General features: G+C 55.9%; 15 protein-coding genes and 1 riboswitch. Of the genes, 7 read left to right on the top strand and 8 right to left on the bottom strand.

Annotated features, from left to right (window positions below):
* Nucleotide 1: 1 nt before the first annotated feature.
* Nucleotides 2-1,525, bottom strand: coding sequence for a R3H domain-containing nucleic acid-binding protein (locus Dform_RS04890; RefSeq protein ID WP_076004020.1), 1,524 nt, complete (start codon nucleotides 1,523-1,525; stop codon nucleotides 2-4).
* Between the two features lie 63 nt (nucleotides 1,526-1,588).
* Nucleotides 1,589-2,305, bottom strand: coding sequence for a 16S rRNA (guanine(527)-N(7))-methyltransferase RsmG (gene rsmG, locus Dform_RS04885; protein ID WP_076004019.1), 717 nt, complete (start codon nucleotides 2,303-2,305; stop codon nucleotides 1,589-1,591).
* A 57-nt stretch (nucleotides 2,306-2,362) separates the two neighbouring features.
* Nucleotides 2,363-2,463, top strand: a riboswitch (TPP riboswitch).
* On the opposite strand from rsmG, the gene thiC reads away from it, so the two are divergent.
* The 6 genes from thiC to Dform_RS04855 all read left to right on the top strand — a co-directional run bounded on the left by thiC (nucleotide 2,461) and on the right by Dform_RS04855 (nucleotide 7,234).
* A complete protein-coding gene (gene thiC, locus Dform_RS04880) occupies nucleotides 2,461-3,762 on the top strand; it encodes a phosphomethylpyrimidine synthase ThiC (RefSeq protein WP_076004018.1) in 1,302 nt (433 codons plus the stop codon). It overlaps the preceding riboswitch by 3 nt.
* Nucleotides 3,759-4,541: a PrsW family intramembrane metalloprotease gene (locus Dform_RS04875; protein WP_076004017.1), complete on the top strand. Its 783-nt coding sequence runs from the start codon at nucleotides 3,759-3,761 to the stop codon at nucleotides 4,539-4,541. Before thiC ends, Dform_RS04875 begins: the two co-directional genes overlap by 4 nt.
* Nucleotides 4,531-4,722 (top strand): hypothetical protein, encoded by a 192-nt coding sequence (locus Dform_RS04870; protein ID WP_076004016.1) that lies wholly within the window; start codon nucleotides 4,531-4,533, stop codon nucleotides 4,720-4,722. The genes Dform_RS04875 and Dform_RS04870 overlap by 11 nt, the downstream gene beginning before the upstream one ends.
* Before the next feature lie 140 nt (nucleotides 4,723-4,862).
* Nucleotides 4,863-5,678, top strand: coding sequence for a GreA/GreB family elongation factor (locus tag Dform_RS11020; protein ID WP_083635355.1), 816 nt, complete (start codon nucleotides 4,863-4,865; stop codon nucleotides 5,676-5,678).
* Nucleotides 5,679-5,704: 26 nt separating this feature from the next.
* The gene (locus tag Dform_RS04860) at nucleotides 5,705-6,823 is read left to right on the top strand and encodes a site-2 protease family protein (protein WP_076004015.1); all 1,119 of its coding nucleotides are present in this window, start codon (nucleotides 5,705-5,707) and stop codon (nucleotides 6,821-6,823) included.
* A 60-nt stretch (nucleotides 6,824-6,883) separates the two neighbouring features.
* Nucleotides 6,884-7,234: a DUF4870 domain-containing protein gene (locus Dform_RS04855; RefSeq protein WP_076005064.1), complete on the top strand. Its 351-nt coding sequence runs from the start codon at nucleotides 6,884-6,886 to the stop codon at nucleotides 7,232-7,234.
* 27 nt (nucleotides 7,235-7,261) lie between these two features.
* Here Dform_RS04855 and Dform_RS04850 read toward each other — a convergent pair whose 3' ends face one another.
* The 6 genes from Dform_RS04850 to Dform_RS04825 all read right to left on the bottom strand — a co-directional run bounded on the left by Dform_RS04850 (nucleotide 7,262) and on the right by Dform_RS04825 (nucleotide 12,104).
* Entirely contained in the window at nucleotides 7,262-7,819 is a 558-nt protein-coding gene (locus tag Dform_RS04850; RefSeq protein ID WP_076004014.1) for a DUF6812 domain-containing protein, read from the bottom strand.
* A 29-nt stretch (nucleotides 7,820-7,848) separates the two neighbouring features.
* A complete protein-coding gene (locus Dform_RS04845; protein WP_076004013.1) occupies nucleotides 7,849-8,088 on the bottom strand; it encodes a hypothetical protein in 240 nt (79 codons plus the stop codon).
* Between the two features lie 43 nt (nucleotides 8,089-8,131).
* On the bottom strand, nucleotides 8,132-8,827 hold the full coding sequence (locus Dform_RS04840) for a response regulator transcription factor (RefSeq protein WP_076004012.1): 696 nt from the start codon (nucleotides 8,825-8,827) through the stop codon (nucleotides 8,132-8,134).
* A 2-nt stretch (nucleotides 8,828-8,829) separates the two neighbouring features.
* Nucleotides 8,830-9,846, bottom strand: a complete 1,017-nt coding sequence (locus tag Dform_RS04835; protein ID WP_158513469.1) for a sensor histidine kinase — start codon at nucleotides 9,844-9,846, stop codon at nucleotides 8,830-8,832.
* A 148-nt stretch (nucleotides 9,847-9,994) separates the two neighbouring features.
* Nucleotides 9,995-11,008 carry a type I glyceraldehyde-3-phosphate dehydrogenase gene (gap, locus tag Dform_RS04830; RefSeq protein WP_076004010.1) on the bottom strand — a complete coding sequence of 338 codons (1,014 nt, stop codon included), beginning with the start codon at nucleotides 11,006-11,008 and terminating at the stop codon, nucleotides 9,995-9,997.
* Nucleotides 11,009-11,105: 97 nt separating this feature from the next.
* Nucleotides 11,106-12,104 (bottom strand): 2-hydroxyacyl-CoA dehydratase family protein, encoded by a 999-nt coding sequence (locus tag Dform_RS04825; RefSeq protein ID WP_076004009.1) that lies wholly within the window; start codon nucleotides 12,102-12,104, stop codon nucleotides 11,106-11,108.
* 210 nt (nucleotides 12,105-12,314) lie between these two features.
* Here Dform_RS04825 and Dform_RS04820 point away from each other — a divergent pair, with 210 nt between their 5' ends.
* Nucleotides 12,315-12,830: a nitroreductase family protein gene (locus Dform_RS04820; RefSeq protein WP_076004008.1), complete on the top strand. Its 516-nt coding sequence runs from the start codon at nucleotides 12,315-12,317 to the stop codon at nucleotides 12,828-12,830.
* Nucleotides 12,831-12,834: the final 4 nt, after the last annotated feature.

Here is a 12,834-nt window from a genome sequence, read left to right as displayed (position 1 = left end):
GCTACTCCTTGAAGATACTGACCCGGCGGTTGGGTTCGTTGCCCTGGCTGTCAGATTTCAGGTTGGCCCGCTCCGCCACCATGTGCTGCAACCGGCGGATGTAAGCGCTCTGTGGCGACAGGTCCACCCGTTCGCTGCCGCTCTTGACGCGATGCACCGCTTCTTCCGCTTCGAATAATGCCCGGTTGAGCGCACCGGATTCTTCAGCCTGCTCAGGTTCATGACGGGAGAGCATGCCCAGGAACTGCCGGAACTGGGCGGGAGTGTGGCTTTTGAGAACGTATACAGGCAGATTATGAGCCTCGGCATCCCGGATGCGCTGCGGGCGGCGCCTGAAGTAATTGCGGGAGGTTACCAGCATGCCCGCCTCACCTAATTTCTCGGTGATGTTGAGCCTCACGTGCATCTCTTCCGCCACCTGCTCCAGGCGGGAACGGTTGATGCCGAACAGGTAGAGGCTCGGGGTTTCCGCCACCGGCTGAGCCGCCGCTCTTCGCCGCCCTTCCGCCTGGACCGCTTCCGGCGCGGCATGGGTGGTTTTGACTTCACCGTCTTCGCCCACCGATCGGATTTCAGTTTCAAGCTCGTTGCCCCGCAAGAGAGCGTCCACCGCCTCCGAAGTATCGCAATGTACCGCTACGGTGTCGCGCTCCTGGATTTCAACTATGATATCAAAGGTCGGTGGGGCTTTGCGTTCCAGTACCGTTTTCTGGGTGCCGCGCCGCCTGGCTTCCTCGTCGCCCAGGGTGACGGCCTGAATTCCGCCGATAAGGTCGGAAAGGGTCGGGTTCTGCATCAGGTTGTCCAGCGTGTTGCCATGGGCTGTGCCGACCAGCTGAACGCCCCGCTCGGCGATGGTCCGCGCCGCCAGAGCCTCCAACTCCGTGCCGATTTCATCGATGACGATGACTTCCGGCATGTGATTTTCCACCGCTTCGATCATCACCGCGTGCTGCATGTCCGGCATGGCCACCTGCATCCGCCGTGCCCGCCCGATGGCAGGGTGGGGGATGTCGCCGTCGCCGGCAATCTCATTTGAGGTGTCTACAATCACCACGCGCTTTTTCAGGTCGTCGGCCAGGACCCGGGCCACCTCCCGCAGCATCGTCGTCTTCCCCACGCCCGGCCTCCCCAGGAGCAGTACGCTTTTACCGGATTGTATGAGATCCTCGATAATCTTTATGGTGCCGAAGACCGCCCGACCAACCCGGCATGTCAGACCGATGACCTTGCCTTTACGGTTCCTGATAGCCGAAATCCGGTGAAGCGTTCTCTCTATCCCCGCCCGGTTGTCCGCCCCGAAGGCGCTTACCCTGGCGATAACGTATTCAAGGTCCGCTTCCGTGACCTCTTCGGTTCGTAAGACTGCTTCTCGCTCGGCAAACCGGCCTTCAGGCGCCCGTCCCAGGTCCATAACCACTTCCACGAGTTGGCTCAGATCAGGTTGCAGGCTCAAAGGGCGGCGGATTTCAACGGGGAGGGTATCCAGGAGAGCTTCCAGGTCGTCGGTGATAAGGTTTGGCAATTGCAGCCTCCCGGCAGGCAGATTCAATGATTATTCTACTATTCGCAGCATATACGGGCAACGTTATCGCAGCGGATTTTTAGCCGGGATGCCGCTGCGCCTCGGGTATTCCGGCGGGGTGCGTTTGATCTTCTCGATAATGACCAGTTGTCGGGGGTCGGGCAGGCCGGCCAGGGAGATTTCCTTTACCTCGTAAAGCCGCCCGCCGAGGGTTTCAATGGCCGCTTTCGCGTATTCGATCTCGGAGGCGATCTCGCCCTTTTTCATGGCTATGAAGGTCGCCCCCACCCGGCAGAAGGGCAGGCACAGTTCACATAAAGTATCCAGTGAAGCCACCGCGCGGGAGACTGCCAGGTCGATTCTTTCCCGGTAATCAGGCTGCCTTGCGGCGTCTTCAGCCCGGGCATTCAGCACGGTGACTCCTTCCAACCCCAGCGCTGCCGCCGTTTCCTTCAAAAAGACCGCCTTTTTCCCCGTTGCCTCAAGCAGGATGAGCTTGATCGCGGGGAACGCGACTTTGAGAGGCAAGCCCGGGAAACCCGCTCCGGCGCCGATGTCGATTACCTTGAGACTTTCGAAATCGATCCCGGATTTGACCAGGCTCAGTGAATCCAGGAAATGCGTGGTTTGAACCCCGGTGTAATCCGTAACGGCGGTGAGGTTGAACCGCCCGTTCCATTCAACCAGCAGGTGAAAATACTTCTCAAATTGGCCGAACTGCTCTTCGGAAAGACGTAACCCCAGTTCTTCGGCGCCGGTTCTCAGGGTGGGTAGAATCATGTCCCAGATTATAGCAATTTTTGTCCTGCCATTGGAGATTATGTTATGCTAACCGAACCAGACCGCTAGGGGTGCGAGCCTGCTGAGAGTCCACCTATCGGACAACCCTGGCACCTGAACTCGATAATCCGAGCGTAGGAAAGCGGTGCCGCTGAATGACGACACAATTACAACTCGCCCGCAAGGGTATTATTTCACCCGAAATGCTCTCGGTGGCCGCCGCCGAGGGACTGTCGCCGGAGACCATCCGAGAGGGCTTGGCTGATGGGACGGTCGTCATTCCAGCCAATCCCAACCACCGGCATTTGAAACCGTGCGGTATCGGCTGGGGACTGCGCACCAAGGTCAACGCCAATATCGGCACTTCCTCAGATTGTGTCGACCTGGAAAATGAATTAGCGAAACTCGCCGTCGCCCAGGATTTCGGCGCTGACGCGGTCATGGACCTTTCGACCGGGGGAGATCTAGTCGCTATCAGACAGGCAGTCCTCGAACGTTGCTCGATAGCCCTGGGTACCGTTCCGATTTACGATGCGGGCGCGACAGCCCGGATGACCCGAGGTTCCATCGTGGAACTGACCGCCGACGGTCTATTTGAAGTTATTGAAAATCATGCCCGAGAAGGTGTTGATTTTGTCACGGTGCACTGCGGCGTTACCCGCGCCGTCATCAGCCGCTTGAAGGAGCAAGGCCGGGTCACCGACATCGTGTCGCGTGGCGGCGCATTGCTGGCCGGCTGGATGGCCTATCACCGCCGTGAAAATCCCCTGTACGAACAATACGACCGGCTTCTTCAAATCGCCGCCGAATATGATGTCACCCTGAGCCTCGGCGACGGCTTGAGACCGGGTTGCCTCGCCGACGCCACCGACCGCGCCCAGATCGAGGAACTATTGACCCTGGGCGAACTTGTCGACCGAGCCCGTTCTGCCGGCGTTCAGGTCATGGTCGAGGGGCCCGGCCATGTTCCGCTGAACCGCATACAGACTAACATTGAATTACAGAAATCGGTCTGCCGCAATGCGCCGTTCTATGTCCTGGGGCCGCTCGTCACCGACATCGCGCCCGGTTACGACCATATCACCTCCGCCATCGGCGGAGCTTTGGCGGCGATGCACGGCGCCGATTTCCTGTGTTACGTGACGCCGGCGGAACACCTGGCCCTTCCGGATGTCGAGGATGTCAAGCAAGGCGTCATCGCTTCCCGCATCGCCGCGCATGCTGCCGACATTGCCAAGGGGTTAAAAGGGGCAGGGGATTGGGATCTTAAGATGGCTCGTGCCCGCAAGGAACTGGATTGGGAAGCCCAGGCCGGACTTTCCATCGATCCCGAGTTATCCAAACGGCGCCACGGCGCCCATCAGACTTCCGGTTCCGCGTGCACCATGTGCGGCGAGTTTTGCGCCATGGAACTAGCCTCAAAATACCTGGGGACGACCGTTGGACGGTGCGCGTGATCAAGGCCGCCAAAGACTTGTTGCGCGATCCCAGGAGGCTGTTTTTCGCTTTCCTGGTTGTTTCCATCGGCGCCTATTTGATCTGGAGCCAGACCGATAACCGCATTGCCGCTGCCGTATTGATCTTGGTCGGAACTTGTACTGTTCCAATTCCGGTCATGGTGTTCCTATTCAACCGCCTGGATTACCGCGGCGGCGTCACCGCCAGGGACCTGGCGAATGTCTTCATGGTGGGCGGCGCTATCGGACTGATCATCGCCGGTTTTCTGGAATACAACCTTAGAGTCACCAGAACCCTGGGGGGCGATCTTTCTGTGGGCGTGATTGAGGAATCCGCCAAGATTATTTTTCCCCTGATACTTTTCTATCAATGGCGCTTTAAAAAACTTTCCGACGGCATTTTGATCGGGGCGGCTTCCGGCATGGGTTTCGCCGTGCTGGAAACCATCGGTAAAGGGCTAATCGTTCTCGCCGACGGCGGCAATGTCGGCTATACCATGCTTACCCGGGGTTTCTTCACGCCGTTCGGCCACCCGGCATGGACCGCGCTTATTTGTGTCTTTCTTTGGCTGCAGAGATCCCGCGGCAGGGTCAATACCGCTCAGATATTAGGTATCTTTGTTTTGGCGGCCGTGCTTCACGGCATCTGGGATGCCGCCAACCAGCTGGATATTCCTGACATCGCCACGGCTGGCCTGTTGATGTTGATCAGTATCTTCACCATGAGCGTTTTGTTCTTCCAGTTTGAAAAGGCTGAGCGGGAGAACAATGGTGCTTAGCGCCGCCAGCATCATCATCCAATACCACATTTTCCTGGCCTTTGCTTTGGTTGTGGCCGCTCTTCTTGGCCTGGCGATCCGCGCCCTGGTGAAGCGGAAATGGCTGCCGCCTTTTTTGGACGCGCCCGAATATCTGATTATCGCCGTTCTGGTCGTAATTTACGTGTTCGCCAATGTATGAACGGGGTCTGCGTTTCCTTTGCGTGCAAGACGTTTGGTTTTGTCCCAGGGGAAGGCTGAGTATATACTTTTAATTGAAGGCGACACCCGAATTATTCTAAAGTGTTTGTTAAGTAATCGATATTTTTATGTGAGGTATGGATGACCCCGAACGAAATTCAATTACCATCAAATCTGGCCGATGCCGCGGTAGCCTACCTGGGGACTCTTTCGCCCGCCAAGCGGGATGCCGTGACCCCGGCGATCATGAATTTTGTACGCTGGTACGGCGGCGGCAATCAGATCGAAAACCTCTCGCCGCCTAAACTGGGCGAATACGCCGATGGTCAACCCTCCGGTGCGGATGGCGGTGAGCGCATGAAAGCGCTACGGGAATTCCTGGGATTCGCTGCCAAAAAGGGCTGGACAGAAACAAACTACGGAATTCATCTCAAAGCTAAAAAGTCTCCTTCGCGCCTTAAGGCTGCCGCGGCGGTCAGATTGCCGGAAGTGGAGCGGCTGGTGCTGACGCCGGAGAAACAAACGGCAATGCAGCAGGAACTGTCCGGGTTGAAAGAGCGGCGTTTTCACGTGATCGAGGACATCAAGCGCGCCGCCGCCGACAAAGACCTTAAGGAAAACGCCCCCTATCACGCCGCCAGGGAAGAAAAAGCCAAGATAGATGGCAAGATCAAAGAACTGGAAACTTTGCTTAAGCACGCCGTAATCAGTGAACAGAAAGAATGCCTGGCCGGAGCCACCGCCGAATTGGGCCACAAGGTCACCCTGCGGGACCAGAAAACCGGCGTTGTAACCGTCTACACCCTGGTTACCACCAGGGAAGTAAACCCGAAAACGGGCCGGATTTCGCCGGCTTCTCCCATCGGTAAAGCCATTATCGGACATTCAGCCGGGGAAATTATCGAAGTCGTGGCGCCTGCTTTTGTCCACCGGTTCACCATCGAGTGCATAGAATAGAAACCTGAGCGCCAAGGAGGCCCGAAATGCGTTCTTCTTTTAGACTGGGACGGATACTGGGTATAGAGGTACGCATTCACGTTTCCTGGCTTCTGATCTTTGCTTTTCTAACCTGGTCCCTGGCTGCGGGCTATTTCCCTTCCCTGCTGCCGGATGGCAGCACCGCGGAATACTGGCTGCTGGGCGCCGTTTCCAGCATCGCGTTGTTCGCTTCGGTTCTCGCCCATGAGATCGGGCATTCCATCGTGGCTCGCCGCAACGGCATCCCGGTAAAGGATATTACGCTGTTCATCTTCGGCGGCGCCTCCAATATCACCCGTGAGGCGGAGAGTGCCGGCGCTGAATTCAGGATGGCGGTCACCGGACCGGTAGTCAGTTTCATCCTGGGCGGTATCTTTCTGGCCATCTATTTCGCGGCTGGCGGTTCCGGGACAAAAACCGCTTTTAACGCCGTCATGGTCTATCTTGGGCAAATCAACCTGATTTTAGGCGCCTTCAACCTGGTGCCCGGCTTTCCGCTCGACGGAGGCCGCGTTTTTCGCAGCATCGTGTGGACGATCAATCACGACGCAATGAAGGCCACCAGGATCGCCGCCACAACCGGCCAGATCATAGCCTATATATTTATCTTCGGCGGCATCGCGCTGGCATTCACCTTGAGCATCAGCGGTCTTTGGCTCGCTTTTGTCGGATGGTTTCTCGCTTCGGCTGCTTCAGCCAGTCTGCAGCAATCGGTTTTGCTCGATACGCTCAAAGGTGTGAAAGTGCGCGAGATTGCCAAGCCGGAAATTAAAACCGGGCAACCGAACCTTACCATTGAACAGGCATTATCTATCATGCTGGATTCCCGCCAGCGGGCATTGCCGGTGATGGAAGACGGCCGGATGTCGGGTCTGGTGAGCATGACCGACATCAAGCGTTCCTCCCGTGAAAATTGGCCGGTGGAGACCATCGACCGAATTATGACGCCCGCCGCTTCAGTGAAAACCGTGGCTCCCGATGATGATTTGACCAGGGCTCTGGAACTGCTTCAGAGTGAGGGCTTCAACCAGTTGCCGGTCATCTCAGGGGGGCAACTGCGGGGATTGATTTCCCGGTCGGATCTGTTGAACTATATCCAATTGAAACAGGAAGCGTCCCGCTGATTTCATTGATTATCCTTGTATTACCGGGATAATCCAGCCTTCAGCATAAAAGGATCTAACGTGGAAAAGACCTCGACTGGCTTACAGGAGAATATTGCCGGGCTGTTATGCTATGCCGGAGCCTGGGTTACCGGCGTCATTTTTCTCATCTTGGAACCTGATAACCGTTTCGTGAGATTCCACGCCATTCAGTCGGTCGTCACCTTCGGCGGACTGAGCATAATCGGGGCTATGTTCAATACCGTCCGCGGCGGATGGTTTTTCTCCGCTGTTGCCACAAGCATTAACGTCGCCCTATCCGTTTTGTTCTTTGTCTTGTGGATTGTCCTGATGATAAAGGCGTATCAGGGTTCTCTCTTCAGGTTGCCTGTAGCAGGGGACATCGCGGAACAGTTTTCGCGCAAGTCCTAGTTTGATAAGTCTGCAATTACCTGGAGCTTATTGCTTGCCCACGTAAACAATGTGGTCTTTGTTGACCGCCACAAAACTTGAGTGGCTTATTCCGCTGGGCAACTCCGGCGCGATATCGGCGTCAGTCACTGGAATGAACTGGTCGCTCCGGTTCAAGGAGTCCTGCAGTTCTTCCCACATCTCGGCGTACATGTTTCCCTTTACGCTGGTCTGAGGCAGGTTGATTATCGTTTCCAGCGTTTTTTTTCGGCGGATAGGGTAGGCGCTGGCTGAGGTTCCTGATTTTGGGCTTTCAGTCTCTCCGACCATGAGGACATTGTTTTTCCTGATGTAGACCGTGTCCATGTGTCTCGTCGGTATCCCCGGTGAAAAAACATCGAGATCGAACAACGGTAAAAAGTCCGACCCGCTCTGCAGCTTCGATGTTACGAATCCCTTGTTGAGGGCGTCCAGTAAACGCTGCTGGTATTGGCAATAGGTATAGCCGGAGAATACCCCGGTGGTGGTGTAAATAAACACCTTGATGCTGCGAAACCTGGAAGGGTCAATGCCGTCAGGCAGGTTTGGGGCTTCGTTTTCTTCCATGCCTATACTCCCACTCGATGTTTAGCTTATCACAGGTTATGTCCGATGCCGTAAATTATTGCGCCGGCAACCAGTGCTATGCTGGAACCGGCGACACCTCCCCAAGCCGCCGCCCGCTTTTGCTTCCTGGCCAAACCTGCCAGCCCGGAGAAAATCCCCCCAATAGCGGGGACCGCTGTCAGGACGACCATTAAGCGGGTATCGGTCGCCGTCCCGATCCCCAGTAAGAACAGGCTCACGATGCCAAGCGACATGCTCAGGATACCCATCGACGCCTCATATCCGGCCCGCCCGGAGAGCGGGTTGACCGGTTCATTCCGTTGGCCTGGCGGAGTTGGCCAGCATGTAACCCACGCCGTGCTTGTTCAGGATTACCTTGGGATTATCCACATCGGCTTCGATCTTTTGGCGTAACTGCCTGATATATACTCTCAACGCCGCCACGCAATCGGGGTAGTAATCATTCCATAGCGCCTCGGCTAAAGCGGTATAGGTAACTACTCCGCCCGCGCTTTGCATCAGTTTGCTGACTATGATTTCTTCCGTCCGAGTAAGGGGGATTTCTTTGTTTTGATAATGAAGTACCCCGGTAGCCGGTGAAAGCTTGAGTTCGCCGACAGACATGGTTGATTCGGGCGCCGGAGAGGCGGATCGCCTCAACAAGGCTTTGATCCGGGACAGCAGTTCCATCTGCCTGAAGGGTTTAACAAGGTAATCGTCGGCGCCGGCTTCAAGAGCTTTGACGATGTCGAATTCGTCTTTCCTTGCCGTGAGGATGATTATCGGCATCGTCGAAAATTGGCGGATGTTTTTCAGGACCTCAAAGCCGGGTATGTCGGGCAGCCCCAGGTCCAGGATCACCAGGTCGGGACGCGTCTCCTTCGCCAGGGAGGCGCCGCGCTCGCCGGAGTCGGTGGACGTGAATTCAACGTCAGGCCAGCGCATCCGGAATGCCCAGGCTACCGAGTCGACTATCTGGGCATCGTCCTCAATCATCAGTACTTTCATAATTATCCCTTCACCTCCGGGGCGCGGCCCAGCCCGGGCAGGGCGAACCCGAAGGAAGAACCTTTTCCAGGGGCGCTTTTGACCCATACTCGCCCGCCGTGCAATTGGATGATCATCTTGGACAGGGCAAGCCCCAGTCCCAGCCCTGAAAGCCTCTCTCCCCCGCGCTGCGGCACCCGGTAATAGGGTTCGAAGAGCCTTTTCTGACCATCATCGCTGATTCCGGGCCCTGTATCGGTTACTTCAACCACAAGTTCTCCGGCGTCGCCATGGGCGCTGAGCGTGATATGCCCAGCTTCGGGGGTGTACTTAACGGCGTTGGTGAGGTAATTATACATCACCTGTCTCAGCCGGTCTTCATCAACTGACACCTGGGGTAATTCCGGGGAAATATCGACCGATAACGTTTGTTTTTTTCGCGCGGCCGCGGCTTTAATGTTATCCGCCATTGAGAATAATAGTTGCCGCACATCCCCTGAGGCAGGCGATATGGTCAGCATCCCAACCTCGCCGCGGGCTACGTCCAGCAGTTCATCGGTACGGCGATCAAGATTTTGGGCCGCCCGGTAAATGTTTTTTGCCAGTTCCACCCTGGGATCGCCGTTCAATTCATCGACGAATAATTCCGCCGACGCCAGCATGGCCGTCAGCGGCGTCTTCAGTTCATGGACAAGGGCACGGTTGAATTCCTCCCTGCGGTGTATTTCCCGGTCCAATTCCTCGTTCAGTAATTTAAGTTCGGCGGTTCTCATTGCCACTTCGGATTCCAGCACCGCCTTTTGCCGGGCGATAGCTCGCAGTCTCAGGTAATAAACGCCGTAGGCCAACAGAACGCCGGCGGCCGCCGCCAGCATATTGACCCACCAGTTGGACGGGACCTCCAGTTCTGCCGGCGCGGAGGTCGTTGGGGTGCCTGTCACCTGGTAATGAATGCCGGAAACGGCGCTTTCTTGGTTACCGGGAACTGCCGCTGATACCGTCACCGGTAAAAATCCCAAGGCAAAAAGCGCGACAGGCAATAGCAATAGCCCGGGTAATTTAAATCTGGTGTTTTTGTATTTGCGGCAGTTATCCATCTATTTGAGGCATTGTAGTACAAGAATCTGCCTCTGGCAACGAAAATAAAGAGGGGCTCATTCAGCCCCTCTCTCGCGCCGGGTTATTTCTTTAGAAGCCCTGGGCGCCCATGTAGGCCGCCAGGTCGCCAAGGCGGGTGGAATATCCCCATTCGTTATCGTACCAACCGAGCACCTTGACCATGTTGCCGTCCATGACCATGGTTGAAGCCGCGTCGATGACGCAGCTGGCGGGGTCGCCCCTGAAATCGGAACTTACCAGTTCTTCCTTACAGAATGACATGATGCCCTTGAGTTCGCCGTTTGCGGCTTCTTCCAATGCCGCGTTGACTTCTTCAGCGGTCACCTTTCGTTTGACGATAGCGGTGAGATCGGCGATGGACACGCTGCCGACCGGGACCCTGAGAGAAATGCCGTGGATCAGTCCCTTCAGTTCCGGGATGACCTGTGCCACAGCCTTGGCGGCGCCGGTGGTGGTGGGAATGATGTTCAGAGCGGCGGCGCGGGCCCGCCTGAGATCTTGGTGGTAGATGTCCAGCAGGCTCTGGTCGTTGGTGTAGGCGTGAACGGTGTTGATGAGCGCCTTTTCAATGCCGAATTTGTCGAAGATTACCTTGGTCATCGGCGTCACGCAGTTGGTGGTGCAGGAAGCGTTGGAAATTACCACGTGCTTGGCCGGGTTGTACATCTTTTGGTTCACACCCATGACTACCGTCAGGTCGGCGTTGGAGGATGTGGTGGAAATGATGACTTTCTTGGCTCCACCGCCCAGGTGCAGCGCCGCCTTGTCCTTGTCGGAAAAACGTCCGGTCGACTCGATGACGATGTCGACACCGTAGTCTCCCCACGGGATCTTGTTCGGTTCTTTCTCGGAGAAGGCTTTCACCATTTTGCCGTCAACGGTGATAAACCCCTCGCCGGCCTCCACTGTTCCGGGATAAGCGCCGTAGCTGGTATCATGTTTCAACAGGTGAGCGTTGGTGGCGGTGTCAGCCAGGTCGTTGATGGCGACAATCTCGAGTTCATCCTGGTGGTACTTCTTCATAGCCCGGAAAGTCAGGCGGCCGATGCGACCAAATCCATTGATACCGATGCGGGTTACCATGATACCTCCTGCTTCAAATTTTGGTAGGGTTTTTTATCCAACTAATGGTATCAGAAATGGAGCTTGAAAATAAATGCGAATAACCATTCCAGTGTAACTATCGGGACCGGCGTTGAAATCGCACCACGTCGAGAAATGCTTCCAGCCTGGTCCTTAAATGCTGTGACAATCCAAAATCGGCGTTGCCTTCGATCGTTAATACCGGGACATCCAGTTCCGACCTGATGATGATGTCGCCGATAGCCCGGTGGCAGAATGACTGCACATAATGGATGACACCGTCGAGCCTGCGCTCCTTTATCGCCTGCCTGATGTCCGAAACTCTGCCGGAGGTTTCATAGGGATAGGTGTATCTACAGTATTGTTCGGTGAGGTTTGAGAGCTTGTAGGGCATTGAGAATTGCCTCTGGACCTCATTGAAAACCACCCGCCCGGCGCATCTTTCCAAGAACGGGTATAATTCTGCCGCGTATATCGGGGGAACGCCGGCGAATCCCAGGCGGAGTTCGGTCGGTGGATGAGGCTCGCGTTCGGCTGCCTCGTTGATGACTTCGGAAAGCTCTGTTGAAAACCGCTTCACGTCCTGGTTGAAATCGGATGAAGACACCAGCCAGTAGTGGTTTTCCTTGCCACTGACCTTGTTGTCTTGCCAGGTCATGCGGTCCAATTCCGAACTGAAGGCGCGCACGGATGCCAGGTCTTGCCTGACCGACTCTGCGGCATCGGCGGTTGTGCCCAGTTTAAAGGCCAGAGTTTCGATAGCTGCTTTCACCTGTCCTTGATCGGGTTCGCCGGGATAGGCGAAAGGGATCGTCTTGACGCCCCGGTGCCGCAGCACCTCCATCAGCATCAGGGTGTTCGAGCAGTCGCCGCCGGTGACGCAGATTACTTCTTCGATACCGTATTTGAGGGTAGCCCCGTAGATACCCTTGATCCAGGCGCACGTGTTGAGCGGGAAACCTGCCCGTTCCGCCGCGGCGATAAGCGATGCCGGGTCGCCATCGCTGACGAAGAGATTGTTAAGGTCTACCGGGACAGCGCCCGCGGCAAGGATAACTTCGACGGGCACAGTCGTCGTAATGCCGATCCTTTTCATTCAATCAATCTCGTCAAAATTCTCTCTTATTCCTTTCGTGGCGAGCCTGTCGAACCATGAACGGAATAGCGTCCTGAAACAATACGAACTAGGTTTGAACCGTTATTATATCTGATAACGAATTATCCTGCCGGGCGATGATAATTTCGACTGAGGAGTTGGGTTTTTAGCGTAGTATAATTCTAATATCAAAATACGGCGAGGAAATCTGTGGAATTTACCGAGGTCATCAAACAGCGCTATTCGGTCAGATCTTACCGCTCGGATCCCGTCCCTGACGATGTCCTGGCGCGAGTCCTTGAAGCGGCGGTCATCGCGCCTACCGCCGCCAACCGCCAGCCCTTCCGGATCCTGGTAATTCACACTGAAGATCGTGATTTGGAGCTTCAGCAGATTTATCCCGCCGCCTGGTTCTCCAAAGCTCCGATACTAATATGTATCTGCGGCATCAAAGACAAGGCCTGGAAACGGCACGACGGCAAAAATTACGCCGATGTTGACGCCGCCATCGTCATGGATCACCTGGTACTGGCAGCCGTCAACGAAGGCCTGGGCACCTGTTGGGTAGCCGCTTTCGACGTGCCGACAGCCCGCAAAGTCCTGAATATCCCGGACGAATGGGAACCGGTTGCTTTCACTCCCCTGGGCTATGCCGAAGGATACGCCAAAAACAGGACTCGCAGACCTCTCTCGGAGTTGGTCGTCCACGACAGGAAACCGGGATAAGATC

The sequence above is a fragment of the Dehalogenimonas formicexedens genome (assembly GCF_001953175.1).
Taxonomy (GTDB): domain Bacteria; phylum Chloroflexota; class Dehalococcoidia; order Dehalococcoidales; family Dehalococcoidaceae; genus Dehalogenimonas; species Dehalogenimonas formicexedens.
This window is presented reverse-complemented; position numbering and strand designations above follow the sequence as displayed.

Bases quoted from the DNA above. Each gene is read 5' to 3' on its own strand.
- rsmG (WP_076004019.1), bottom strand. From the start codon at position 2,305: ATGATTCTACCCACCCTGAGAACCGGCGCCGAAGAACTGGGGTTACGT.
- thiC (WP_076004018.1), top strand. From the start codon at position 2,461: ATGACGACACAATTACAACTCGCCCGCAAGGGTATTATTTCACCCGAA.
- Dform_RS04870 (WP_076004016.1), top strand. From the start codon at position 4,531: ATGGTGCTTAGCGCCGCCAGCATCATCATCCAATACCACATTTTCCTG.
- Dform_RS11020 (WP_083635355.1), top strand. From the start codon at position 4,863: ATGACCCCGAACGAAATTCAATTACCATCAAATCTGGCCGATGCCGCG.
- Dform_RS04860 (WP_076004015.1), top strand. From the start codon at position 5,705: ATGCGTTCTTCTTTTAGACTGGGACGGATACTGGGTATAGAGGTACGC.
- Dform_RS04850 (WP_076004014.1), bottom strand. From the start codon at position 7,819: ATGGAAGAAAACGAAGCCCCAAACCTGCCTGACGGCATTGACCCTTCC.
- Dform_RS04845 (WP_076004013.1), bottom strand. From the start codon at position 8,088: ATGGGTATCCTGAGCATGTCGCTTGGCATCGTGAGCCTGTTCTTACTG.
- Dform_RS04840 (WP_076004012.1), bottom strand. From the start codon at position 8,827: ATGAAAGTACTGATGATTGAGGACGATGCCCAGATAGTCGACTCGGTA.
- gap (WP_076004010.1), bottom strand. From the start codon at position 11,008: ATGGTAACCCGCATCGGTATCAATGGATTTGGTCGCATCGGCCGCCTG.
- Dform_RS04825 (WP_076004009.1), bottom strand. From the start codon at position 12,104: ATGAAAAGGATCGGCATTACGACGACTGTGCCCGTCGAAGTTATCCTT.